The following is a 25,000-nucleotide window of genomic DNA, read 5'->3' on the forward strand; positions in this document are numbered from 1 at the left end:
GGCGCCCCCTCGCACGTCGTGGCCGGGATGTGCCAGGCTGACGGACGCACAAGTGGGTAAACGGAGACCACGCCCGATGAAGGAGGGACCGTGTCGTCCACCGAGGCCGAAACGCCTGCCCGGACTCTGTTCCAGCAGCTACGTGGGCCGCTCGCGCTGCTGCTCGTTGGGGTCAACGGTTTCCTGCTGCTGGTCCAGCTGCTCGCCGTCGTGATCCTGGGCGGTGACTTCTCCGATCGACTGTCCGCGGCTCGCGGCGGTTTCATCGGGATCGTCCCGTTCCTGCTGCCGGTGCTGGCGATCCTGCTGGTCGTGGTGCTGCAGCCGGCGCGCGAGTCGCTCGCGCCGATGGTGACGCTCGCCGCGGTCGTCGAGCTCGGGTTCTCCGCGCTCTTCGGGCTGATCTCGATCCTGGGCGGGTTCGTCGCCGGGTTCGGCTGGGAGTCCCGGTTCATCAACTTCCTCGACGGCGTCGGGTGGGAGATCCTCGTCGTCGGCGGCTTGTTCTACGCGGTGCGGACGATGCTGGTCACGCGCCCGGCTCCCCGCCCGGCCGCCGGCCCGGCCGGCTACGGTCCCGGCGGCTACCCGGGCGGGCCGTACGGTGAGGCCCCCGGCGACGGCAGCGACACCGGCTCCCGTCCGGCCGCGCCCTACGGCCAGCCCGGCGCCTACCCGGGCCAGCCCGGCCAGCCCCAGCCCGGCCAGCCCGGCCAGCCCGGCCAGCCCCAGCCCGGCCAGCCCGGCCAGCCTCAGCCCGGCACCTACGGCCAGCCGGCCCAGCCGAGCTCCGGCGGCCCGTACGGCGCCCCGGCCCAGCCCGCATCGGGCGTGCCCTACGGCGGCCAGCCGAGCTCCGGCGTCCCCTACGGCGGTCAGCCCGGCTACGGCCAGCCCGGTTCCGAAGCACCCCACGGCGGTCAGCCGAGCTGGCCGCAGCCGGGCGGCAGCTGGGGTCAGCCCGGCTCGCCCCAGCCGGGCCAGCCGGGCCAGCCGGGCCAGCCGGGCCAGCCGGGCGTGACCCAGCCCGGCCAGCCCACGAACAGCTGGTCCGCCCAGCCCGCCTGGCCCGGCCAACCCGGCCAGCCCGCTCAGCCCCAGCCCGGGCAGTGGCCGAACCCGGCCCCGACGTCCGGCCCCGCAGCTCCGAGCCAGCCCGCCTCCGGCGCGCCCTACGGCGGCTACCAGTCCGCCCCCGGTCAGCCGGGCGGCTACCCGGGCGCGGCCCACCCGACGAGCGGCTACCCGACCCCGCCGGCCGGCAGCCCGGACGCCCAGGAGACCAACGTCGTGAACGTCAACGACCTCCTCCCGCCCGACCAGGGCCGTCACCGCACCGACGAGAGGTAACCCGCGCCACAACAGCCTCCGGTTCAACCGGCTGCGCAGCGACATAAGGTGGCCGTCATGGTCGAGGTCACGCGCGTCGCTACCACTCCCGACGACCGAGGACTCAAGCGCGCGCTGCGCCGCGCCCGGGACGGCGTCAGCCTCGACCCGGGCGAGGCCGCCACGCTGCTCTCGGCCCGGGGCGAGCACCTGGACGAGCTCCTGACGATCGCGTCCCGGGTCCGCGACGCGGGCCTGGTCGACGCCGGGCGTCCGGGAATCGTCACGTACTCCCGCAAGGTCTTCATCCCGGTCACGCGGCTCTGCCGCGACCGCTGTCACTACTGCACCTTCGCGACGGTCCCGCACAAGGTTCCGCACACGTTCCTCGATCGCGACGAAGTGGTGGCGATCGCGAAGGCGGGTGCCGAGCAGGGCTGCAAGGAAGCCCTGTTCACGCTGGGCGACCGGCCCGAGGAGCGCTGGCCGGCCGCCCGCGAGTGGCTCGATTCGCGCGGGTACGCGTCCACACTCGACTACGTCCGGGCCTGCGCGATCGCGGTGCTGGAAGAGACCGGCCTGCTCCCGCACCTCAATCCGGGCGTGATGAGCTGGGCCGAGCTGCAGCGGCTCAAGCCGGTCGCGCCGAGCATGGGCATGATGCTCGAGACCACCGCCACCCGGCTGTGGAGCGAGCCGGGCGGTCCGCACTACGGCTCGCCCGACAAGGAGCCCGCGGTCCGCCTCCGGGCCCTCACCGACGCCGGCCGGGTCGGCGTCCCGTTCACGACCGGCATCCTGGTCGGCATCGGCGAGACCCACCAGGAGCGGGCCGAGTCGCTGTTCGCGATCCGGGCGTCGGCCCGCGAGTACGGGCACATCCAGGAAGTCATCATCCAGAACTTCCGTGCCAAGCCCGACACCGCGATGCGCAACGAGCCCGACGCCGACTTCGAGGACTTCCTGGCCACCGTGGCCACCGCCCGGTTGGTGCTCGGCCCGAAGATGCGCCTGCAGGCCCCGCCGAACCTCATCGACGACCTGCACACCCCCGAGGCGGCCGGCACGACCGACGAGTACGCGCTGCTGCTCCGGGCCGGCATCGACGACTGGGGTGGCGTCTCGCCGGTGACCCCGGACCACGTCAACCCCGAGCGCCCCTGGCCGCAGATCGACGAGCTCGCCCGCCGGACGCAGAACGCCGGGTTCACGCTCAGGGAACGGCTCACCGCCCACGCCAAGTACGCGCTGGCCGGCGAGCCCTGGATCGACCCCCGGGTGGCCGGGCACGTCCGGGCCCTGATGGACCCGGAGACCGGCCTGGCCAACGAGGACGCCGTGCCCGAGGGCCGTCCCTGGCAGGAGCCCGACCCGGCCCTGCTGGAGACGATGGGCCGGGCCGACCTGGGCACGACGATCGACACGACCGGCCGCACCGACGATCGCCGCACCGACTTCTCGACCGTCTACGGCGACTGGGAGGCCGTCGCCGAACACGTCGAGAAAGGCCCACAGCGCGCGCCGGAGCGCCTGCGGGACGACGTCCGCAAGGGCTTGAGCATCGCCGCCGAGAACCCGGCGGCACTGCTCGACGAGGCCAACACCGACGCGATGCTGGCGCTGTTCGCGGCCGAGGGCGCAGCCCTCGACACCCTGACCAAGCTCGCCGACGACCTGCGCAGGGAGGTCAACGGTGACGCGATCACCTACGTGGTGAACCGGAACATCAACTTCACCAACGTCTGCTACGTCGGCTGCCGGTTCTGCGCGTTCGCCCAGCGCCGGACCGACGCCGACGCCTACCGCCTCTCCCACGAGGAGGTCGCCGACCGGGCCGCCGAGGCCTGGACGGTCGGCGCGACCGAGGTGTGCATGCAGGGCGGAATCGACCCGGAGCTGTCCGGACGCGGCTACGCCGACCTGGTCCGCGCGGTCAAGCAGCGGGTGCCGGGCATGCACGTGCACGCGTTCTCGCCGATGGAGATCGCCACCGCGTCGGCCAAGGCCAACCTGTCGGTGCACGACTGGCTGGTCATGATGAAGGAGGCCGGGCTCGACACGATCCCCGGCACCGCGGCCGAGATCCTCGACGACGAGGTCCGCTGGGTGCTCACCAAGGGCAAGCTGCCCGCGGCCGAGTGGATCGAGATCGTCAAGACCGCGCACAAGCTGGGCATCCGCTCTTCGTCGACGATGATGTACGGGCACGTCGACCACTCCGGGCACTGGCTCGGCCACTTCCGCACGCTGGCCGCCATCCAGGACGAGACCGGCGGATTCACCGAGTTCGTGCCGCTGCCGTTCGTCCACCACAACGCGCCGATCTACCTGGCCGGCATCGCCCGGCCGGGGCCGACCGCGGCCCAGAACCGCGCGGTGCACGCGCTGGCCCGGCTGGCGTTCCACGGCCGGATCGACCACATCCAGTGCTCGTGGGTGAAGCTCGGCGACACCGGCGCGACCCAGATCCTCCAGGGTGGTGCGGACGACGTCGGCGGCACGCTGATGGAGGAGACGATCAGCCGGATGGCCGGGTCGGAGAACGGCAGCGAGCGCAGCGTCGAGGAACTCACCGCGATGGCCGCGGCGGCCGGCCGGCCGGTCCGGCAGCGGACCACCACCTACGGCGAGGTGCCGTCCCGCCCGACGCTCACTCTGGCGTAGCGGCCGGCGGCGGACGTAGCGGCAGGCGAGCAGTGGCCGTGGTGCCCTGCTCGCCCTGCGACTGCAGGGTCAGCGTCCCGCCGTGCCTGGCCAGCACCGTCGTCGCGATGGCCAGGCCCAGCCCGGTGCCGCGGATCTTCCGCTCGGTGCTCCGCGTTCCGCGGCGCAGCCGCCGCGTCACCAGCTCCAGCTCGCTGACCGGGATCCCGATCCCGCTGTCGGCCACGCTCAGCGCGAGCGCTCCGCCGCCCAGGTCCAGTCCGACGTCGACCTGCCCGCCATCGGGGCTGTACCGCACCGCGTTGTCGACGAGATGGTCGACGGCCTGGCGCAGGCGTTCCGGGTCGGCGACCAGCGGCGCCTCGGTGGGCAGGTCGGACCGCAGCGTGACCCCCTGCTCGTCGGCCATCGGCCGGTAGGCCTCGATCGCCTCCCGGACGATCGTGGCCAGGTCGGTGGGCACCAGCTCGAGCATCGTGTGCCCGGAGTCCAGCGCGGCCAGGTCGAGCAGGTTCTCGACGATGTTCAGCAGCAGCCGGGTGTTGCGTTCGACGACGTCGAGCAGCGGGCGGACGCTGCCGATCGTCTCGTCCTCCTCGGACTCCTTGAGCAGCTCGGTGTAGGCCGAGATCGACGTGAGCGGGGTGCGCAGCTCGTGGCCGACCAGCGCGATGTACTCCTCCTCGGAGCGCGCCAGGCGGGCCGCGTAGCTCTCCGCGCGACGGCGCTCGAGGTGCTGGCCGATCTGGGCCGCGATGCCGATCAGGACCGAGATCAGCGAGCTCTCCGGCTCCTCGGCGTGGGCCGAGAAGAACGTCAGGACGCCGGTCGTCCGCTCGCCGCTGCGCACCGGCACGGCCAGCGCCGCGTGCAGCCCGCAGCCGGCCGCCATCGGGTCGGCCAGCGGCCCGGACGCGATGTCGGCCACCCAGAGCGGTGCGCCGGTCTTCCAGACCGTGTGGACGAGCCCGGCATCCGTGTCGACGACGGAGTCCGGAAGTCGCGGGATCGGGGCCCGACCGGGCTGGTCCCAGCGGGCGGTCGCGGTCAGCGAACCCGACAGCTCGTCGGCCAGCCACAGCTCGGCGTGCGGCCAGTGCAGGCACTCGCCGATCGCGGCCAGCGCGTTGCCCGCCGCGACCGGCAGCGAGGGCGTGTCGACCAGGGCCTGGGCAGCGGCCAGTTCGCAGGCCTGGAGCTGCTCGGCCCGGCGCCGGTGCGTGATGTCCTCGGCGGTGATCACCGCCCCGACCCGGTCGCCGGCCGCGTCCACGATCGGCTGGCCGTTGACCGACAGCACCCGGGGACGTCGCCCGGGCGCCAGCACGAGCACGTCGACGTCGCGGAGGCGCTCGCCGCGCAGGGCCCGGCGCAGCGGGACGTCGTCGGCGGCGAACGGGCGGCGATCGGGGTGGTAGAGGTGCATCGCCGACGGCCAGTCGTCCGGCTGCAGCGCGGAGTCGTCGTCGGTGTGCCCGAGCATCTGGCGCATCGCCTGGTTGAAGACGATCAGGTTGCCGTCCCGGTCGCAGGCCGCGACCCCGGTCTGCAGGCTGGTGAGCAGGGCGCCGGTGAACGCGTGCAGCTCGCCGAGGCCGTCGGTGAGCTCGTCGATCTCCTCGATCGTGTCGGGGATCGTCTCCGGTGCGGCGGCAGTGGTACGGCTGTGCCGGTCGATCTCGCCCGCCAGCCCGGCGGTGAAGAGCTGGGCGGCGTCGTCGATGACCGTCAGCTGCCGGGCCGACCACTCGCGGGGGAGGTGGTCACCGATCGCGAGAACGCCGACGACCATCTCGTCCGCGTCACGGATCGGGAATCCGACGTACGACCCCAGCCCGTGCTTGCGGACCGCGGCCGTCTCGGCGAACCGGCGGTCCTGGGTGGCGTCGCCGACGATGATCGGGATCCCGGCCGCGACCACGGCCTCGCAGAGCGACCGCTCGGCGGCGATCTGGGCCGGACCGGCTCCGGTACGGCCGGCCCCGAACGACCCGAGCACGGCCTGGCGCTGCACCCCGACCAGCGAGATCAGCGCGTTCGGAGCGCCGCAGGCCTCGGCCACGAGCCGGGCGAGCTGGTCGGCCAGGCACCGGGACGCCGACGCGGCCGCCCGCTCGACGGCGGCGATCCGGTCGGGCGCGGCCAGCGCGGTCTCCCCGCTGGGCCAGTAGCCACTTGTCGGACGATCCACCCCGCACCCCCCATGCTGGCGATAGGGGCACAATATCCCTGTTTGCCAGATTTGGTAAACGGCGGTCGCGGTTAGCCGGTTGCCCACGGTTGGGACGCTGGAGGGGGAAGAGATCCCTGCAAATTGCGGTAACGGGTGTTCCCGCTCGGCGATACTTCGACCCTTTTTGCCGGGGTGGGTTCGCTCACCCAGCCTGACACGTGATAAAAATACGCATATCAGGTCAATTTGTCTCTTGACGCGACCGGCATTACACGCGTGTAATTCCCATTGGGGATAGCTCATATCGCCTTCCACAGGGGGTTCGACGCGCCAGCCGCGCGGCCGGCGTACGAGTGGAGGAGGCACGGAAGTGGCCGCAGAAGTGATCACCGGTCTTGAGGTCGGTGAGGCACCGGAGTGGCAGGACCGCGCGCTCTGCGCGCAGACGGATCCGGAAGCGTTCTTTCCGGAGAAGGGCGGTTCGACCCGCGAGGCCAAGCGCATCTGCACCGGGTGCGAGGTCAAGGCGGAGTGCTTGGAATACGCGTTGGCGCACGACGAACGCTTCGGCATCTGGGGCGGTCTGTCGGAGCGCGAGCGACGCAAGCTGAAGAAGCGGGTCGTCTGACCGCTTCGCCTCTTCCGTCAGAGTGCGCGTCGTAGGGAGCCCTGGCTCCAGACGGCTCTGATCGTTCCGAGGTGTGCGCCGAGCGCTGCGAGCGCGGCGCCGAGTTCGAGAGTCTCGACCGGGTGTGACGGGCCACCAGGGGGTGTGGGGGCCGCGTCCGGGTCCGGACGTCCGGCGAGAGTGCGCCGGACACCACCGATCGACGACCGCACCGCTCCGACCTCCCGCCGGAGCGGTGCTCGGTCGTACACGTCTCCGGCCGCGTCGACGAGCGTGCGCACCGGTTCCCGGCAGGCGTTCAGGGCGTCGATCGCGTCGGCCAGCGGGGTGGGTCGGAGGGTCCGCAGGGCTCTGAGCGGTGGGGCCAGGGCGTTCAGGCCGTCCAGCGCCTCTTCCCAGTTGGCGTGGGGAGTTCTGGGGTCGCTACGGAGGGCGGCCATGGTCTCGCCGAGGGCGGCCAGTGCGTCGGCGGTGCGGCGGCGGGCGACGGCGGACGTCCGGACCGGGAGGACGAACCAGGCCGCTCCGATCGCCAGCAGCGCGCCGGCGAGGATGCCGATCAGCCGGGCGGCCAGCACCTCCGGACCGGATTCGCCGTAGTAGGCGTAGAGGATCGCCAGGGCGCCGGTGACGCCGGCGGCCCAGTAGGCGTAGCTGTAGTCGCGGAGCCAGGCGGCGACGCCGAGCAGCGCGAAGATCGCGGCGATCGCGAGCGGGTCGCCGGGGGAGAAGGCCTGGCTCAGGAGCGTGGCGAGGATGGTGCCGCCGGCTGCGCCGCCGAGGCGCAGGATGCCTTTCCAGACGACGTCACCCCGGCCGCGGTTGCCGCTGCTGACGAGGAACGCCGTCAGCACGGCCCAGGTGCCGTGTCCGGGCGTGAGCACGCGCCCCAGCACGAAGGCCCCGACCAGCGCGACCGCCAACTGGATCGCCATCCGGGTCGACGGGATCGGCCGCATCTCGCTCCGACGCCCGCGCGCGGGCCCCGCCCCGCCGGTGGGGCCGGTGGCCGGGCCCGCGATGGGGCCGGTGGCCAGGCTCGCGCCGACGGCGGTCGCTGGGGCCGGCGGGCGGCGGCGCCGCTCGGCCAGCCGGTCGGCGGCCAGCGACGTGGCCGTGGCCCAGGCGGCGGCCAGGAGGGCGACCGCGGCGGCGGCCAGGGCGGTCGGCCAGAGCGGTCGTCCGGGCGGGACGGCCAATGGCACCGGGACGACGATCATCGCTACCAGGGGGAGCGTCAGCAGCCGGCCGGCCAGGGCACCGCGCGGGCCGTACCGCCGGAGCCAGACCGCCCCGGCCAGCCCTCCCACGAACAGCGCCGCTCCCACCACCGGCACCACCCGGAGCAGGGCCCCGACCGCCCCGGCCACCACCGCCACGACCGGAACCGCGGCGATCCCCACGAGCCGCCGCCGAAGATCCGCACCCCGCTCGGCCCGGCCGAACGACAGCGCGAGCACGACCGCGAGCACCGGCAACGCCCCGTGCGTCCCGACCGCCGCATCGATCGGCAACGCCGACGCGAACGCCCCCAGCGCTCCGCCGAGCAACACGACCGCAGACTTGATACGCATCCCTTAGGAGTTTAGGCGAGCTTTATGCGACCAGCAGCAATTTCGCTAAGTGATAGCGTACGAAAATGGCCAACCCGACCCAGGACCAGATCGTCACGATCCGGCGGGGCGTCACCCGCCTGGCCCGGCGCCTGCGAGTCGAACGCCCACCCTCCGCCCTCAGCGGCAACAAGATCGCCGTGCTCGCTTCCCTGTACCGCAACGGCCCCACCACCCCGGGCGCGATCGCCGCCGCCGAGCACCAGCAACCCCAGTCCCTCACCCGCGTCTTCGCCGACCTCGAGGCCGACGGTCTCGTCCTCCGCGTCCGAAGCGAGACCGACCGCCGGGCCTGGGTGCTGCACCTCACCGTCGAAGGCCGGGAGGCGCTCCGCGCCGACATGGCCCACCGCGACGCCTGGCTCGAAGCCGCCCTCGACGACCTCACCGACGCCGAGCTGGGCCTCCTGGAGATCGCCGCCCAGCTGATGGAGCGGATCGCCCGCTAAGACAGCAGCCCGAGCGGGCTCGGCGCCGGATACCCCAGCGTCATCCCGTCCGCGTCGGCTGTGACCTCGGGGCGGAACGGCGGCAACTGCGCCTGCACCCACTGACGCAGCGCTCCGGCTCCCGGTGTGCCGGCCGCGACCCGGTCGCCGTCGAACGCGGTGATCCGCGCGTACCGGCGCACGCTGTACGGGCCGATCTCGCCGGGCACCGACGGCAGCTCGGCCAGCGTGAAGCGGTGCCCGCCGGCCAGGTACGTCAGCACGGTCAGCAGGCGCCCGTCGACGTCGCCGTTCGCCAGACCGGCCGGGGCGACGATCGCGCGTGACGCCAGCAACGCGCGCGCGGCCGCACGTCGGCTCTGGAGGTCGTCCGCGAAAGCGTGCTCGTAGGCGGGGACCGACGTCACGAGGAGCCGGACCTCGGTCCGGTCGAAGCGGGCGAGCGGCACCGACCGGCGCCAGGCGGCCTCGGCGGCCGGGGGCGAGCCGGGCGCCGGAGGCGACCCGAGCAGCAGCGCGGTCGTCGCACCACCGACCCGGTCGGCGTCCCGGTAGCGCAGGACGCGCGCCGGATCCGGAAGGCCGTCGCGGGCGGCGATCCAGACCGGGTCGTCGACCAGCAGCAACGCCGAACCGGCCTGGCCGCGGGCCCAGGCGACCGCCTCGGCCGGACCGTCCGGCGTGCGCGCCTGGGCGGACGGCACCGCGAGCATCAGCGATCCACCGACGAGGACCAGCACCGTGGCCGCGGCCGCGGTCCGGAACCCGCGCCGGAGGACGCCGACCGCCTCGGCGGCGGCGTCGAACGCGGCCCCGAGGACGACGGCCGCGGCGGGCAGCGCGATCAGCAGCAGCGGGGTCCGGTTCGGAGCCGAGAGCACGGCGGCGACGACGCTCAGGAACACGACCAGCGAGAACGGCCGGAGCCAGCGCGCCACCGTGCCGAACCCGGCGCCGACCGCGACCGCGGCCACCGCGACCAGGTCCACGGCGGTCGGCTCGATCTCGCCCGCGGGCTGGCGCCCGAGCGACGCGACCAGCGTCGCCACCGCGAAGACCGCGAGCAGCGCGACCGCGACCACCCGGGCCGCCCGGGGCCAGCCGATGCCGATGTCCCGGCCGGCCAGCAGCACCGCGACCGCGGTCACCGCGAACGGGACGACCAGCGGCGCGGTCAGCGCGGCGATCACCAGGCAGAGCAGCGCGGGCGCGGCGGCCACCCGGCGGCGGGCGTTCGGGCTGGCGAACAGCGCCGCCCCGAGCAGCCAGGGCACGGCCAGGTTCACCGGCGCGACCAGCCGGTGGGCGTCGAGCGCCCAGGGCAGCGCGGCCGTCACCACCGCGGCCAGCACGGTCGCCGGGACGCTCAGCCCGAACCGGCGGACCAGCGCCGCGGTCAGCAGCACGGTCACGACCGAGGTCAGCACCATCAGCTCGCGCGCGGCCACGACGCCGGACGTCCCGCGCACCGCGGTCCAGGCCGCGACCTGGATCGACGCGACCGCGTTCGGGGTGGCCGAGTAGCCGTCGGCGATCAGCGCCGACTCGAACCGGTCCGGAGCCGGCGACGCGAACGGCCCGGCCAGCCGCGCACCCAGGTAGGCCAGCGCGCCCGACGCGACGATCAGCGCCACCATCGGCCAGCGGCGCGGACGACGACGGGACGCGACCGTCCGCCGTGCCACCTCGTGCCGCCCGTGATACGGCGCCGAAGCCATGCCTGACCCCCGGTACTTCGAAAAGCGGTCCCCCAGCGAGTTACATGATGAAACCCGCGGGACCGGGGTGTGGGCGAGATCGCCGCAAGACCCCTGTTCGGGGTCAGTGGCCGGGCGGGTCCACGTCGTCCGGGTCGAGGCCGAGCAGGTTCGCGACCTGCTCGACGACGACGTCGTGCACCAGATCGGCGAGATCGTCGCGGTCGTAGGCCCGGGCCTCGAGCGGACGCCGGTACACGACGATCCGCGGGGGAGTGCTGCGTCCCCGGCCGCCGTCGCGCCCCGGCAGCAACCGGGCGAGCGGCACGTTGCCGTCCTCGAGCACGTCGGAGTCGTACGACGGCAGCTCCGGCGGCACGTCCTCCACCGCGAACTCGACGTCACGCAACTGGGTGGCCCACCGGGGCTCCAGGTGCTCGACCGCGTCCAGCACCAGGTCGTCGAAGATCTGCGCCCGGCTGCGGGAGAGCGGGACGGTGGCCGGCACCAGGCGACCGCGCATGCCTCGCCCGCGCCGATCACGGCGGGACGTACCGGGTCGGCGCCGGTGCTCGGCGGGGGTGGCCATGGCAGCAGAATAATGCGTTCGTAGCGCGACACACCCTCGACACCGGCCCCGACCGTTGGCGCAGGAGCCCGCCGCCCGATACCGTTCCGCCGTGAGGTCTCAACGGCGCTGCTCGAAGAATGGCTGCTCTCAGCCTGCGGTGGCGACGTTGACCTACGTCTACGCGGAGTCCACCGCGGTGATCGGTCCGCTCGCCGTCTCGCACGAACCGCACACCTACGACCTGTGCGACGGTCACGCCGAGCGGCTCACCGCCCCCAAGGGCTGGGACCTCGTCCGGGCCGAGGGCGACTGGGCCGCACCCCCGCCGAGCAGCGACGACCTGGCCGCGCTGGCCGACGCGGTGCGCGAGGCGGCACGCCCGGCCGCGCCCAACCCGAGCGAGGGTTCGCCCCCGGCCGGGCGGCGGGGTCATCTGCGCGCCCTACCCAATCCGCGCTGAGCAGGCCCCGGCTAGGCTCCTCTCCAACGCATCACATCGAAGGAGCGGGCGCCGTGTCTTCCCATGACCTGTCCGGCCTGGTCAAGGCATACGACGTCCGGGGCGTGGTGCCGGATCCGTTCAGTGAGGACGTGGCCCGGGCATTGGGGGCCGCGTTCGCCGGGCTGATCGCGGACGAGGGCGGTTCCCGGCTGGTCACCGCCTACGACATGCGCGAGAGCTCGGTGCCGCTGTCCCGGGCGTTCGCCGAGGGGGCGATGAGCCAGGGCGTCTCGGTCGTCGAGGCCGGTCTCGGCTCCACCGACCTGCTCTACTTCGCGTCCGGGCACCTGAACCTGCCGGGTGCGATGTTCACCGCGAGCCACAATCCGGCCAAATACAACGGGATCAAGATGTGCCGGGCCGGGGCGTCGCCGATCGGGCAGGCGACCGGGTTGGCCGCGATCCGGGAGTCGGCCGAGCGCATTCTCGCTGCGGGCGCGCCCGCAGCGGAGACCACCGGTGACATCTCCTCGGTCGATCTGCTGAGCGAGTACGCGCACTACCTGCGCTCGCTCGTCGATCTGCGCGGTATCCGGCCGTTGAAGGTCGTCGTCGACGCCGGCAACGGCATGGGTGGCTACACGGTGCCGGTGGTGCTGGGCGAAGGGCTGCCGCTCGAGATCGTCCCGCTCTACTTCGAGCTCGACGGCGACTTCCCGAACCACGAGGCCAACCCGCTCGACCCGGCCAACCTCGTCGACCTGCAGAAGGCGGTCGTCGAGCACAAGGCCGACATCGGCCTCGCGTTCGACGGCGACGCCGACCGCTGCTTCGTGGTGGACGAGCGAGGCGCACCGGTCAGCCCGAGCGCGATCACCGCGCTGGTGGCCGTGCGCGAACTGGCCAAGAACCCGGGCGCGACGATCATCCACAACCTGATCACGTCACGCGCGGTGCCGGAGATCGTCCGCGAGCACGGCGGCAACCCGGTGCGCACCCGGGTGGGGCACTCGTTCATCAAGGCCCAGATGGCCGAGACCGGCGCGGTGTTCGGCGGCGAGCACTCGGCGCACTACTACTTCCGCGATTTCTGGCGCGCCGACACCGGCATGCTGGCCGCGATGCACGTCCTGGCCGCGCTGGGCGAGAGCGACCAGCCACTGTCGTCGCTCGGAGCCGACTACGAGCGGTACGTCGCGTCGGGCGAGATCAACTCCGTTGTGGACGACCAGGGAGCCGCCGTCGCGCAGGTCGTGGCGGCTTTCCCGGAGGCCGAGCTCGATGAACTCGACGGCACGACGCTGAGTCTCGGCGACGGCTCCTGGTTCAACCTACGGGCGTCCAACACCGAGCCCCTGCTCCGCTTGAACGTCGAAGCGGCCACCGAAGAACGCATGGCCGAGATCCGCGACCAGGTGTTGGCACTGGTCCGCTCTACCCCGGAGGCATCGTGACCGTCGATTCGGCACTTCTCGAGATCCTGGCCTGCCCCAGCGACGACCACGCACCGCTGCGCCTGGACGAGGAGGCGGGCGAGCTGGCCTGCACGGTCTGCGACCGGTCGTATCCGATCCGGGACGGCATCCCGGTGCTGCTGCTGGACGAGGCTCGTCACCGGGGGGAATCGCAGTGACCGCTCAGATCGACGAGACCCGCCTCGACGACACCGACGTCCTCTCCGACGCCGACCCGGCCGAGATGCTCCGGGCCGCGGCCGGCGCGGGCCCGCAGCTGCGTGAGGCCGTGTCGCTGGCCGCCGAGGCCGGTCTGCACGTCCTCTCCGAGGAGATCCGGCCGCGCGCGCTGGTGGTGGCCGGCGTCGGCACCGCGGCCCGCACCGGAGACGTGCTCAACGCCGTCGCCGGTCCGCGCTGCCCCGTCCCCGTGATCCTGCACCGCAGCCGGGGCGTCCCGGGCTGGGTCGGCGCGGCCGACGTCGTCATCGCCGTCTCGGCGTCCGGACGAAGCCCGGAGGCGCTGGCCGCCGCCGAGGCGGCCATGCACCGCGGAGCGCGCCTGGTCGCAATCGGTGCACCCGACAGCGAGCTGCAGTCGATGGCCGAGCGCGCTCGCGCGCTGTTCGTGCCGGTGCCCAGGCGACGCCCGGCCCGGGTGGCGTTCTGGTCGCTGGCCGCGCCGGTGCTGCTGGCCGGGCGCGCGCTCGGGATGTGCCAGGTCGCCGAGGCCGACTTCGCCGAGACCGCGACCCGGCTCGACAACGACGCCGACCGCTGCCGCCCGACCGCCGAGTCGTTCGTCAACGAAGGCAAGTCGCTGGCGATCGAGCTCGCGAACACGATCCCGGTCGTGTGGGGCACGTCGGCGCTGGCCACCGTGGCCGCGAACCGGTTCGCCGACCAGCTCGCCGCCAACGCCAGGTACCCCGCCATCGCCGGCAACCTGATCGAGGCCGGTCGGGGCCGGGTCGGTCTGATCGACGGCGTGTTCGGCTCGCTCGCCGACGACGCCGACGACTTCTTCGCCGACCGGGTCGACTCGGCCGGCTCGACCAAGCTGCGGTTGGTGCTGCTGCGCGACGACAGCGAGTCCGAGGTGGACGCGGCCCGCGCGAACGCGATCGAAGACCTGGCCCGCGAGCGCGGGATCGGCGTCAGCGTGCTGACCGCCGAGGGCGGTTCCGAGCTCGAGCGGCTCGCATCGCTGATCGCCGTGCCCGACTTCGCGTCGGTCTACCTGGCCCTGCTGCACGGCCTCGACCCGATCGCGGTCCGCGCCGTCTCCGAGCTGAAGGAACGGACGAACGCGTGAGCGCTGAAGGCGGTACCAGGGCGATCATCGCGGCGCTCACCGCGAACCTCGGCATCGCCCTGACGAAGCTGGTGGCCTGGCTGCTCACCGGCTCGTCGTCGATGCTGGCCGAGTCGATCCACTCGGTGGCCGACTCCGGCAACCAGCTGCTGCTGCTCATCGGCGGACGTCGGGCCAAGAAGCCGGCGACGCCCGAGCACCCGTTCGGGTACGGCCGCGAGCGCTACATCTACGCGTTCATCGTCTCGATCGTGCTGTTCAGCGTCGGCGGGTTGTTCGCGCTGTACGAGGGCTACCACAAGATCAGGCACCCGGAGGCGATCGAGTCCTGGCAGTGGGTCCCGGTCACCGTCCTGGTGATCGCGATCTGCCTCGAGGGCTACTCATTCATGACCGCGATGCGCGAGACGAACAAGACACGCGGGTCGGCCTCGCTGATCCGGTTCATCCGCCGGGCCAAGGCGCCCGAGCTGCCGGTGGTGCTGCTGGAAGACACGGCGGCCCTGCTCGGTCTGGTGTTCGCGCTGTTCGGCGTCGTGCTCACGCTCTTCACCGACAACGGCGTGTGGGACGGCATCGGCACGCTCGCGATCGGCCTGCTGCTCGTCGTCGTCGCCGTCTTCCTGGCGATGGAGACGCAGAGCCTGCTGCTCGGCGAGGGAGCGAATCCGGAGGATTTGCAGCGGATCGAGACCGCGATCCGGTCCGACCGGGACACGGTCGAGGGCATCATCCACATGAAGACGCTCTACCTCGGGCCGGAAGAACTCCTGGTCGCGGCCAAGATCGCGGTGCACCACGACGACACCGCGGCCAAGGTCGCCGACGCGATCGACGCGGCCGAGTCGCGCATCCGCGAAGCGGTGCCGATCGCCCGGGTGATCTACCTGGAACCCGACATCTACCACGCGAGCAAGGCGAAGGCTCTGTCGGAGGATCATGGAGCTGCTCACTAACCCCGTCCGGAACTACGCCTGGGGTTCGACGTCGGCGATCGCCGGGGTGCAGGGTCGGCCGGTTCCGAGTCCGGAGCCGGAGGCCGAGCTGTGGATGGGCGGTCACCCGTCCGCGCCGTCCCGGGTTTTCCGGGGCCCGCTGGACGAGGTCGTCGCGGCTGACCCGGCCGGTGAGCTGGGGTCGGAGGTGGCCGACGCGCTCGGCGCGCGGCTGCCGTTCCTGATGAAGCTGCTGGCCGCGGAGACGCCCCTGTCTCTGCAGGCGCATCCGTCGGAGGAGCAGGCCCGGGCCGGGTTTGCCCTGGCCGAGGAGTCCGGTGTTCCGGTCGGTGACCCCCGCCGCAGCTACGTCGACCCGCACCACAAGCCGGAACTGATCTGCGCGGTGACCCCGTTCTCCGCGTTGTGCGGGTTCCGGCCGGTGGCCCGGTCGGTCGAGGTGCTCGCCCCGGTGGTGCAGGACATTCCCGCGCTGCGCGCGCTCGTCGATTCCCTCCGGGCCGACGGCGACCTGCGTGCGTTCGTGGCCGGCCTCTTTTCTCTTGCGGACGCTTCGCAGGTGGCCGACTCGTTCGCGGCCGCGTGCGGGTCGGCGTCGGGGGACGACTACTCGTTGGCGGTGTCGCTGGCGGCGCAGTACCCGGGGGACATCGGCGTCGTGCTGGCGCTGCTGCTGAACCAGTTGTCGCTGGTGCCGGGGGAGGCTGTTTTCCTGCCGGCCGGGGTGCTGCACGCGTATCTGCACGGGGTGGGCGTCGAGATCATGGCGTGCTCGGACAACGTCCTGCGCGGAGGGTTGACGCCGAAGCACATCGACGTGCCGGAGTTGTTGCGGGTGGTGCGGTTCGAGGCGTCTGCGGCGGAACCGTTCCCGTTCTCGTCGCCGTCGCCGGGGGTGCGGACGTGGAGCCCGCCGGTGCCGGAGTTCTCGCTGACGCAGGTCGTGCTCTCGGAGGCGGGCGGGGAGGCGGAGTTGAGCGGGTCCGGGCCGCGGATCGTTTTCGTGCTCGAGGGGGCGGTTGAGGTCTCGGACGGGGGAGAGGTCGTTTCGTTGGGTGGGGGGCAGGCGGGGTATGTGTCGGCTGGCCACCCGACGGTGAGGCTGACCGGGACCGGGACCGTTTTTCAGGCGACGACGGGGTTGTAGGGGTTTTTCTTTTTTGGGGTGGCCGGGGTGGTGGGTCGGCCGGGGGGCTCGGCGGCCGGGGTTTCGGTGGGCTTGGTTCTGGCTGGCTGGGAGTTCGGGACGGGCGGGAGTGCCGGGGCCGGCGCCCGGGCCGGGCCTGGGCCGGGCCTGGGCCGGGCCTGGGCCGGGCCTGGGCCTGAGCCGGGCCTGGGTCGGGGCCGGAGCACGGGCCGGGCCGGAGCACGGGCCGGGCCACGGTGGCGGCCAGTGGTCGGGCGCCCGGGGCGGAGATGGCGTGGCCGGGTGGCGCGGTGGGCGTGGCCGGGTGGCGCGGTGGCGTGGCCGGATGGCGCGGTGGCGGCCTGGAGGGTGTTAGGCCGGGATCAGGATCGTCGCCGGGCTGGACCGAGGGACCGTCGGTGACGGCGGCGGTTCCTGCGTCGGCGGAGTCGGATCGTCCTGCGGCGTAGTCGGCTTGTCGGTAGGAACGTCGGTCGGATCGTCCGGAGACTCGGTCGGCTCGGGAGAGTCACTGCTCGGCGGAGCCGACGAGGGCTTGGACGCCGAAGGACTAGGGCTAGACGCCGAGGGCTTGGGCGACGCCGACGGAGTAGTAGGCCGAGGCATAGGAGCCGGCTCGTTGTTCCCGTCCAGGTCGACCGCATAGTTGCCCTGGTCGTTCCCCCCGGTGTTGCTACCCGGAGCGGTAGCTTTCCGAGAAGGCCCGCCCACGGTGGTCCCGTCGCTGGTAGACGGACTCACGGCGGCCAGCACGTCGGTGTGGTCCTCAGCGGCTTGGTTCTCGATCACCCAAACCGCGCCGAACCCGAAGATCAAAGCAGCAGCGGCCGCGGAAGCGTAGGCGGCAAGACGCCGCCGCCGAGAAGGCGCCGCAGGCACAACCGAAGCGAACGTCCGCACCGGCGGCAGTTCCTCGGGAGCCCCCCAGGGAGACCCCGACCGCGCCCCGTTGGAGAAGTCCGCATGAGCCCGCTCGGGACCCGGAGTGCCAAATGAAAGCACCCCGTGCGAAGCCGTGATCTCCTCCGCCCCGTCACCCAAGCCCTCGGAAGCCAAGGAGCCGCCCGACTCAGCAGACTCACCGCCAGAGCCCTGCGCACCCCGAGCGCCATGACCAGCCGCTGCCCCGCCCGCAGCACCGTCCGCAGAGCCGACGCCCAGCGCGAAGCCGACGCCCTGCGGCGCGCTGGCCGCAGAGCCGCCCGCACCGGACGCGCTGGCCGCAGAGCCGCCCGCACCGGATGCGCCGACGGAGGATCCGCTTGCACCAGACGTGCCGACCGCGGAGCCACCCATCCCAGGCGCACCGGTTGCGCCACCGGCCGCACCGGGCGCACTACCGGCCGAGCCGTCGATGCCAGGCCCGCTGACCCCGCCCCCGCCGGACCCACTCGCAGAGCTACCACTGATCCCAGGCAAGCTCGCGACCGAGCCGCCACCTATCCCGGGGCCACCCCCAGCGATGCCGGCCCCACCGCTCACGCCCGAGCCGGACCCACCGGCAGCATGTCCGCCGCCCCCAAGCCCACCCAGCGCCGATCCCATCGCACCGGGGTCACTCCCGACCACCCCACCCGCGCCGGGCTCGCCGGCGGAGCCGCCGATCCCTGGACCACTCGGGCCGCCGGCCGCGTGCCCGCCAGCGCTGCCTCCGCCCACGCCGGACCCACCGAGCGCTGTGCCGACCGCGCCGGGGTCGCCCCCTGCCATTCCGCCCGCGCCGGGCTCGCCGGCGGAGCCGCCGATCCCCGAACCACTCGAGCCGCCGGCCGCGTGCCCAGCAGCGCTGCCTCCGCCGACGCCGGGCCCACCGAGCGCCACCCCGGCCGCGCCGAGATCGCCCCCGACCATCCCATTCGCGCCGGGCCCGCCGGCAGCGTTTCCGCCCATGCCGGGCGCGCTAGCTCCCGTGTTCGGCCCGCTGCCGACGCCGCCGATCCCAGCGCCGCCCGCGCCGCTACCGGTGCCGGCCGAACCTCCGGCGCCGCTCGCGGCCGCGCTGGGCCCGCCGAGTGTCGATCCGGCCGCGCCGGGCTCGCCGAGTGTCGATCCGGCCGCGCCGGGCTCGCCGAGTGTCGATCCGGCTGTGCCAGGACCGTCGAGTGTCGACCCGGCCGCGCCGGGCTCGTTCCCGGCTGCTGCGCCTATGCCAGCGCCGCTGACCATGCCCATTCCCGGGCCGCCCGCGCCGCTTTCTGCCGAGCCACCGGCGCTGCTCGTGGCCGCGCTGGGCCCGGCGAGCGTCGATCCGGCCGCGGCGGGGTCGCTTCCGGCCACCTTGCCTGCGTCGGGGTCGTGCGTAGCGCTTCCACCCGTGCCAGGCGCGCTTGTGGCCCTGCCGCTGCCCGCGGAACTACTAGCGCCGCTGCCTGCGGAAACACTGGCGGCGCTGCCCGCAGAACGCCTGGCGCCGCTGCCTGCGGAAGCGTCGGCGGCGCCGACCGGGTCGGGGGTGCCGATGGCTGATCCGGCCGCGTCGGGGTTGCTCCCGGCGAGGGCACCCGCGTCAGGGGTGCTGAAGGCTGGTGCGGCCGGGCCTGGGTCGGCCCCGGCCGTACCGACTGCGCCAGCGGTGTCGAGCGCAGATCCAGCCTCGCCGATGTTGCGTTCGCTGGCGATCGAGCTGTCTGCCTCGGAGTCGCCTACCGCTGCACCGCTCGCCGCTGCACTGCTCGCCGCTGCGCCGCCCGGCGCTTTGACGCCCGTCGCGGTGGCGCCCGTCGCGGTGGCGCCCGTCGCGGTGGCGCCCGCGTTCGCGCCATTGGCGTCGGCGCCGAGGCTGGCTACCTCGCTCGTTTCGGTTGGTGCGTCGGTTCCCGCTACCGAGCTCATTTCGGCTGCCTGGGTGGCGGCGCTGGTGTTCGGCGTGCTGCTGACCAGGCCGAGGTCGTCGGCTGTGGCGCCGGTGCGGCCGTTCATCAAGGCTGCGGCGAGGCTGCTGATCGGTGCCGGTGTGGGTCCGGTCTTGCCGTCGTCTGGCGCGGGCGGCGCATCTTCGGCGACGGGCGGGCCGCCGGCTGTGGGTGCACGGTCCGCGGCGGAGGCCGGTCTCGAATCTGCGTCCGCGATCAGCTCGCCTGCGGAGACGCTCGGTTGTGTGGTGGCGAGGTCTGCTTCCGCAGCCGGATCGCTCGCGGGGATGCGCGGCTGTGTCTTGGCAGCGTTTGCGCCCGCGGCCGGTTCTGCGGCGGAAGCGCGGGGCTGCGTCGTCGCGAAGTCTGTGGGGGCGGCCGGCTCTTCTGCTGGGATCCGCGGCTGGGTCGTGGCGAACTCGTCTGTGATGCTCGCGCCTGCCGGGCGACGCCGGCCGCCACGGGCCACCTTTGCCCGTTTCGCTGCGGCCTCGGCTGCAGCTGCTCGCGCTGCCGCGGCCTCCGCGGCAGCCAGCCGGGCGGCGGCCGCGGTGTCTGCGGCATAGGCCGCGGCGGCGGCCAGCGCGGCAGCGGCGATCTCCGCCGCGCGCGCCGGAGCGGCAGCATCGTCGGCGGCCACGATCGGACCTGCGGCATCCGCCCGATCGGCGGCATCCGCGTGACCGCCATCCGACGAAGCGGCGCCATCCGCCTGCACAACGGCACCCGCCTGCGCGGCACCACCGGCCTGCGCGGCATCACCCGCCTGCGCAACGGCACCCGCCCGCGCGGCGGCACCCGAGTCGGCGCCTGCAGCCGTCCCGGCGGCCGACTCGGATCCGGCCGCCCCGATTCCCCCGACGCCTATCTCGCTTCCCAAGGCAGCCACGGATCCGGCTCCGGCGGCATCGGCCCCCGCGGCCAGAGACACCGACCCCACCCGAGCCACCGCCCCATACCCCGGCCGCAACCCCCGCCGGTACTCGAGAGCAACCTCCACCACCTCGGCCCGCAACCCCGAAGGCACCCCGAAAACCGGCAACGCCTCGCCGAGCACGGTCAGCGCATACGTGTCCTGATTGTCCCGGCAGACCTCACACGGCGGCTCCGACCGCGACCCGTACAAATGCCTCTCGATCACCCCGCGCATCGCGCCCGGACGGCCCTCCGCGGCGCCCGCATGCCGGACGAGACGACGCAGGTCGGTGCACCTCTCCGACCCGTACCAGACCGCCACCGCGGTGGTCAGCGTCGCCCGGATGCGGTCCCTCGAACGATTCAGCACCGTGAGCGGATGACGCCCACCGATCACGGTGAGTAGGTCGCGCTCGGCCAGCAGGTCGTGCCACTCGAGCTCGAACAGCAGGCGCTCGCGGTGGCTCAGCGACTCCATCGCTCGCCACACCAGGCGCCGGAGCTCACCATCGCTGCCGGAGTCCATGATCCCGACCAGAATCGCGGTGGAGGAGTCTCGGCGGGCTCGCCCGCCGGCTCGCAGCCCGCTCTCGTAGGCGGCCCTGGCGACCGCCGTGCGCAGTTGCTCCGGCCTGGTCAGCCGGGCCGACGCGACGCTGCCGAGCGTCTGCCCCAACGCGTAAGTGGCCTGCGAGCCGTCGCGGAGCGTCCGCATGAAAAGACCGAACAGCCAACGGTGGTAGCGGTCGAAGAGGGCATCGAGTCCGGCGCGCGAGATACCGTCGGTCTCATCGTTGGAGTGGCGGCGGAAGCCGCCGGCCCAGCTGGCCCGGGTACCGGGCGCAGCGGGGGAGTCACCCTGGCGCAGGGCCGCGAGCACCGACGCGTCGTCCCGTAAGCCATACGGAAGGGCGTCGCTGATCGTGGACATGCAGTTCCTCGCCTCCGGTCGCCCCTCGAGTCTCTCACCCTTGGGCCAGATGCCCGAGGACGTTCCCCGCCGTTGTCATGAAACAGACTCATCCGACGGTCTATTGACGTCTGTCGCGTCGCTTCGGTTGCGTTTTGCGGCCGATTCGGAAACCTTCACAGAACACTGCTAACCTCAAAAGGCCATGAGTACGCTCACGATCCAGGAGGCGGCGGAGACCACCGGGTGGTCACCGCGGATGCTCCGCTACATCGAACAGGTCGGGCTGGTGGCCGCGCCGCGGTCGGCCGGCGGGTACCGCCTGTACGGACCGGCCGAGCTCCAACGTCTCCGGACGCTGCGCGAGCTGCTGCAGAGCTTCGACATCGGGCTCACCGACGTCGGCTTCGCGCTGCGGCTGCGCCGCGACGAGGAACTGCGGGCGGCGTTGGACGAGTGGTTCGAGGCCCGGCCGGCTCCCCCGGCGGACATCCCCGCTGACGACTGGTTGCGCTGGGAATACGACAAGCACCAGAAGTTGCTGGCCGAGATCCCGGTCGCCCAACGCTCACGCCCGGCCCCGGTTGACGCCCCTACAGGGGCCTACCCGATAGTCGACATACCGGACGACACTGGGACGTACCCGGTCGTCGATCTCCAGGACGTCGAAAGGCGCCCTGGAGCGCACCGGAACCACGAGGAGAACTGATGACAGCCGTCACCGACGCCCCGGCGGGAACGCTCCCGTTCAAGGTCGCCGACCTCTCCCTGGCCGCGTTCGGCCGCAAGGAGATCCAGCTCGCCGAGCACGAGATGCCCGGCCTGATGTCGATCCGTAAGGAATTCGCAGCGGAGCAGCCGCTGCGCGGCGCGCGCGTCACCGGATCGCTGCACATGACGATCCAGACCGCCGTCCTCATCGAGACGCTGGTCGCGCTCGGCGCCGAGGTGCGCTGGGCCTCCTGCAACATCTTCTCGACGCAGGACCACGCCGCCGCCGCCATCGCGGTGGGCCCGAACGGCACCCCGGAGAACCCGCAGGGCGTCCCGGTCTTCGCCTGGAAGGGCGAGACGCTCGAGGAGTACTGGTGGTGCACCGAGCAGATCCTCACCTGGCCCGGCGGCCAGGGCCCGAACATGATCCTGGACGACGGCGGCGACGTGACGCTGCTCGTGCACAAGGGCGTCGAGTTCGAGAAGGTCGGCTCCGCGCCCGACCCGGCCACCGCTGAGAGCGAGGAGTTCGGCGTCATCCTGACGCTGCTCAACCGCACGCTGGCCGAAGACCCGCAGCGCTGGACGAACGTCGCCAAGGACATCAAGGGCGTCACCGAGGAGACCACGACCGGCGTCCACCGCCTGTACGAGTTCGCCAAGGCCGGCACGCTGCTCTTCCCGGCGATCAACGTCAACGACTCGGTCACCAAGAGCAAGTTCGACAACAAGTACGGCTGCCGCCACTCGCTGATCGACGGCATCAACCGGGCCACCGACGTGCTGATCGGCGGCAAGGTCGCGGTCGTCTTCGGCTACGGCGACGTGGGCAAGGGCTGCGCCGAGTCGCTCCGCGGCCAGGGCGCCCGGGTCATCGTCACCGAGATCGACCCGATCTGCGCGCTGCAGGCGGCGATGGACGGCTACCAGGTCACCACGCTCGACGAGGTCGTCGGCATCGCCGACATCTTCGTCACGACGACCGGCAACAAGGACATCATCATGGCGGACGACATGGCCAAGATGAAGCACCAGGCGATCGTCGGCAACATCGGCCACTTCGACAACGAGATCGATATGGCCGGCCTGGCCAAGACCCCGGGCGTCGTCAAGAACAACATCAAGCCGCAGGTCGACGAGTGGGTCTTCGAGGACGGCCACTCGATCATCGTCCTGTCCGAGGGGCGCCTGCTGAACCTCGGCAACGCGACCGGTCACCCGAGCTTCGTGATGTCGAACAGCTTCTCGAACCAGACGATCGCCCAGATCGAGCTGTTCACCAAGACGTCGGAGTACGACAAGCAGGTGTACGTCCTCCCGAAGCACCTGGACGAGAAGGTGGCCCGGTTGCACCTGGCCGCCCTCGGCGTGAAGCTCACCGAGCTGAACAAGGAGCAGGCCGACTACATCGGCGTCCCGGTCGAGGGCCCGTACAAGCCGGAGCACTACCGGTACTGAACCGGGTGCATGACGTGCCCCGTACCGGGGTATGAGCATTCAAAACGTCGTCGGGGCATCTCAGAAGAGGTGTCCCGACGACGGGTAACCGGGCGCGGAAGCGCCAGGAGGTTCTGTGTCGCTCGGATCCGTAGACAACTGGTCGCCCCGGCTCGTCCGGCCGGTCCGCTCCCGACTCGTCTTCCTGTTGGCTTTCTCCGCTTTCTTCCTGGTCAGTGCCGGTTGGGCGCTCGCGCTCCCGGCCAACGGCACGAACGACGAGGACGAGCACATCATCCGGGCCTACGGCGCGGCCAGCGGGCAGCTGTACTCGGCGCCGGTCGCGGCCGCCCGGGGCGGCGGGGCCTGGTACAGCGTCCCGCGCAGCCTGCTGCCGGTGAACGCCGACTGCGCGCAGCGCTGGGAGCTCCCGGCGTCCTGCCTGCAGCGGCCGCCGGACGACCCGAGCCGGACCGAGATGGCCACCGCGGCGGGCCGGTACAACCCGCTGTACTACGTGCCGGTCGGCCTCCCGATGGTGATCAGCCCGAACATGGCCGGCATCGTCCTCGGCCGGCTGATCTCCGGCGCGCTGGTGTCCGCGATGCTCGCGGCGTCGGTCACGATCGCGGTCCGCCGTCGCAGCCCGCTGTTGCTGGCCGCGCTGATCGTCGCGGCCACCCCGAACATGCTGAACCTGGCCGGCTCGATCAACCCGAGCGGCCTGGAGCTCGCCGCCGGCGTGCTGACCTGGACCGCCCTGCTGACGCTGGTCCGGGCCCGGGCCGGTGAGCTCAGCGACCGCTACACCGGTCAGTTGCTGATCGCGGCCGGGATCGGCGCCGCGACCCTGGTCTCGATCCGGACGCTCGGCCCGCTGCTGCTCGGGCTCACCGTGCTCGCCTGCATGGCCGCGGCCCGCCCCGGCCGGACGAAGGAGCTGCTCGGCCGCCGGGACTTCCGGCCGGTGGGCATCGGGGTGGCGATCGCCGGCGTCTACGGCGTCATCTGGACGCTCGTCTCCGGCGTGCTCAACAACCCGGAGGCCGAACCGACCCCGCCGGACCTCTCGGTCGTCGCCCGGATCAGCTACATCCTCGGCGACCGGCTGACCCAGTGGACCGCCCAGATCATCGGGCGGTTCAGCTACGGCGAGGTGCAGGCGCCGAACAGCCTGATCGTGGCCTGGTACGCGCTCGCGTTCCTGATCATCGTGCCGACGCTGCTGTTCGCCACCAAGCGCCAGGTGACGCTGATCCTCGGCGTGTTCGTCACCAGCGTCGTTTTCCTGGTCGGGTTCGAGGTGCTGTACTACCCGCACATCGGCTGGGGCCAGCAGAGCCGGTACGTGCTGCCGTTCGGCGTCGGCGTGCTGCTGTTCGCCGGGTGTCTGCGCCGCTGGGAGCAGCGCCTGGGTGAGGTCGCCACGCGACGGTTCGTCATGATCTGTGCGGCGGGCGCCGGCGTGATGCACGTCTGGGCTCTCGCCGTCGTCATGACCCGCTTCCAGGTCGGTCAGGGCACGAAGTCGCTCAGCGCGCTGCGCGGCTCCTGGCAGCCCGCGGTCGGGCCGGAGCTCCCGCTGTTGATCGCCGCCGTCGGCGGCGTCCTCCTCGTCGCTCTGGTCGTCTTGACGCGGACGCCGCGCGCCGCGGTCGAGGAGATCACCGTCGAGTCGGACGCGTCCTCGCTGACGACGGTGCCCACCGTGCCTACGGCGCGCTCGTAACCGGT

At 72.6% G+C, this 25,000-nt stretch carries 18 protein-coding genes; 13 read left to right on the top strand and 5 right to left on the bottom strand.

The features are described 5' to 3' along the window. The first annotated feature begins 90 nt into the window (after window positions 1-90). Together FL583_RS03430 and FL583_RS03435 are read left to right on the top strand one after the other, a co-directional pair. A complete protein-coding gene (locus tag FL583_RS03430) occupies window positions 91-1,350 on the top strand; it encodes a hypothetical protein (protein WP_142702971.1) in 1,260 nt (419 codons plus the stop codon). A 57-nt stretch (window positions 1,351-1,407) separates the two neighbouring features. Continuing rightward, window positions 1,408-3,993, top strand: coding sequence for a bifunctional FO biosynthesis protein CofGH (locus FL583_RS03435; RefSeq protein ID WP_142702972.1), 2,586 nt, complete (start codon window positions 1,408-1,410; stop codon window positions 3,991-3,993). Here the strand turns inward: FL583_RS03435 and FL583_RS03440 are convergent. Continuing rightward, window positions 3,980-6,184, bottom strand: a complete 2,205-nt coding sequence (locus FL583_RS03440) for an ATP-binding protein (protein WP_170323461.1) — start codon at window positions 6,182-6,184, stop codon at window positions 3,980-3,982. The two genes, FL583_RS03435 and FL583_RS03440, sit on opposite strands and share 14 nt — an antisense overlap. Before the next feature lie 352 nt (window positions 6,185-6,536). On the opposite strand from FL583_RS03440, the gene FL583_RS03445 reads away from it, so the two are divergent. After that, complete coding sequence (locus FL583_RS03445; protein ID WP_142702974.1) at window positions 6,537-6,794, top strand: WhiB family transcriptional regulator; 258 nt, start codon at window positions 6,537-6,539, stop codon at window positions 6,792-6,794. 17 nt (window positions 6,795-6,811) lie between these two features. Here the strand turns inward: FL583_RS03445 and FL583_RS03450 are convergent, their stop codons facing one another. Next, the gene (locus tag FL583_RS03450; protein ID WP_142702975.1) at window positions 6,812-8,368 is read right to left on the bottom strand and encodes an FUSC family protein; all 1,557 of its coding nucleotides are present in this window, start codon (window positions 8,366-8,368) and stop codon (window positions 6,812-6,814) included. A gap of 65 nt (window positions 8,369-8,433) precedes the next feature. Between FL583_RS03450 and FL583_RS03455 the strand changes: the two genes are divergently transcribed. Continuing rightward, entirely contained in the window at window positions 8,434-8,856 is a 423-nt protein-coding gene (locus FL583_RS03455; protein ID WP_142702976.1) for a MarR family winged helix-turn-helix transcriptional regulator, read from the top strand. Here FL583_RS03455 and FL583_RS03460 read toward each other — a convergent pair. Together FL583_RS03460 and FL583_RS03465 are read right to left on the bottom strand one after the other, a co-directional pair. After that, on the bottom strand, window positions 8,853-10,574 hold the full coding sequence (locus FL583_RS03460; protein WP_142702977.1) for a hypothetical protein: 1,722 nt from the start codon (window positions 10,572-10,574) through the stop codon (window positions 8,853-8,855). The genes FL583_RS03455 and FL583_RS03460 overlap by 4 nt on opposite strands. A gap of 103 nt (window positions 10,575-10,677) precedes the next feature. Further along, window positions 10,678-11,142 carry a metallopeptidase family protein gene (locus tag FL583_RS03465; RefSeq protein WP_142702978.1) on the bottom strand — a complete coding sequence of 155 codons (465 nt, stop codon included), beginning with the start codon at window positions 11,140-11,142 and terminating at the stop codon, window positions 10,678-10,680. A 91-nt stretch (window positions 11,143-11,233) separates the two neighbouring features. On the opposite strand from FL583_RS03465, the gene FL583_RS03470 reads away from it, so the two are divergent. Genes FL583_RS03470 through manA form a run of 6 tightly spaced genes read left to right on the top strand, consistent with a single transcriptional unit; the run spans window position 11,234 to window position 16,438 of the window. Beyond that, on the top strand, window positions 11,234-11,584 hold the full coding sequence (locus FL583_RS03470; protein ID WP_142702979.1) for a DUF3499 domain-containing protein: 351 nt from the start codon (window positions 11,234-11,236) through the stop codon (window positions 11,582-11,584). A 53-nt stretch (window positions 11,585-11,637) separates the two neighbouring features. Then, entirely contained in the window at window positions 11,638-13,020 is a 1,383-nt protein-coding gene (locus tag FL583_RS03475; RefSeq protein ID WP_142702980.1) for a phosphomannomutase/phosphoglucomutase, read from the top strand. Continuing rightward, window positions 13,017-13,199, top strand: coding sequence for a Trm112 family protein (locus tag FL583_RS03480; protein WP_170323462.1), 183 nt, complete (start codon window positions 13,017-13,019; stop codon window positions 13,197-13,199). Before FL583_RS03475 ends, FL583_RS03480 begins: the two co-directional genes overlap by 4 nt. Next, window positions 13,196-14,335 carry an SIS domain-containing protein gene (locus FL583_RS03485; protein ID WP_205751810.1) on the top strand — a complete coding sequence of 380 codons (1,140 nt, stop codon included), beginning with the start codon at window positions 13,196-13,198 and terminating at the stop codon, window positions 14,333-14,335. Before FL583_RS03480 ends, FL583_RS03485 begins: the two co-directional genes overlap by 4 nt. Continuing rightward, window positions 14,332-15,291, top strand: a complete 960-nt coding sequence (locus FL583_RS03490) for a cation diffusion facilitator family transporter (protein ID WP_142702982.1) — start codon at window positions 14,332-14,334, stop codon at window positions 15,289-15,291. The genes FL583_RS03485 and FL583_RS03490 overlap by 4 nt, the downstream gene beginning before the upstream one ends. Then, window positions 15,275-16,438 carry a mannose-6-phosphate isomerase, class I gene (manA, locus tag FL583_RS03495; RefSeq protein WP_142702983.1) on the top strand — a complete coding sequence of 388 codons (1,164 nt, stop codon included), beginning with the start codon at window positions 15,275-15,277 and terminating at the stop codon, window positions 16,436-16,438. The genes FL583_RS03490 and manA overlap by 17 nt, the downstream gene beginning before the upstream one ends. 351 nt (window positions 16,439-16,789) lie before the next feature. Here manA and FL583_RS03500 read toward each other — a convergent pair whose 3' ends face one another. Then, complete coding sequence (locus FL583_RS03500; RefSeq protein WP_142702984.1) at window positions 16,790-21,136, bottom strand: hypothetical protein; 4,347 nt, start codon at window positions 21,134-21,136, stop codon at window positions 16,790-16,792. A gap of 184 nt (window positions 21,137-21,320) precedes the next feature. Between FL583_RS03500 and FL583_RS03505 the strand changes: the two genes are divergently transcribed. The 3 genes from FL583_RS03505 to FL583_RS03515 all read left to right on the top strand — a co-directional run bounded on the left by FL583_RS03505 (window position 21,321) and on the right by FL583_RS03515 (window position 24,995). Next, entirely contained in the window at window positions 21,321-21,824 is a 504-nt protein-coding gene (locus FL583_RS03505; protein ID WP_142702985.1) for a MerR family transcriptional regulator, read from the top strand. Beyond that, window positions 21,824-23,287 carry an adenosylhomocysteinase gene (ahcY, locus tag FL583_RS03510; RefSeq protein ID WP_142702986.1) on the top strand — a complete coding sequence of 488 codons (1,464 nt, stop codon included), beginning with the start codon at window positions 21,824-21,826 and terminating at the stop codon, window positions 23,285-23,287. Before FL583_RS03505 ends, ahcY begins: the two co-directional genes overlap by 1 nt. Before the next feature lie 115 nt (window positions 23,288-23,402). Next, window positions 23,403-24,995 carry a DUF2142 domain-containing protein gene (locus FL583_RS03515; RefSeq protein WP_142702987.1) on the top strand — a complete coding sequence of 531 codons (1,593 nt, stop codon included), beginning with the start codon at window positions 23,403-23,405 and terminating at the stop codon, window positions 24,993-24,995. The last annotated feature ends 5 nt before the right edge of the window (window positions 24,996-25,000 follow it).

It is taken from the genome of Cryptosporangium phraense, assembly GCF_006912135.1.
In the GTDB taxonomy this organism is placed as follows: Bacteria; Actinomycetota; Actinomycetes; order Mycobacteriales; family Cryptosporangiaceae; genus Cryptosporangium; species Cryptosporangium phraense.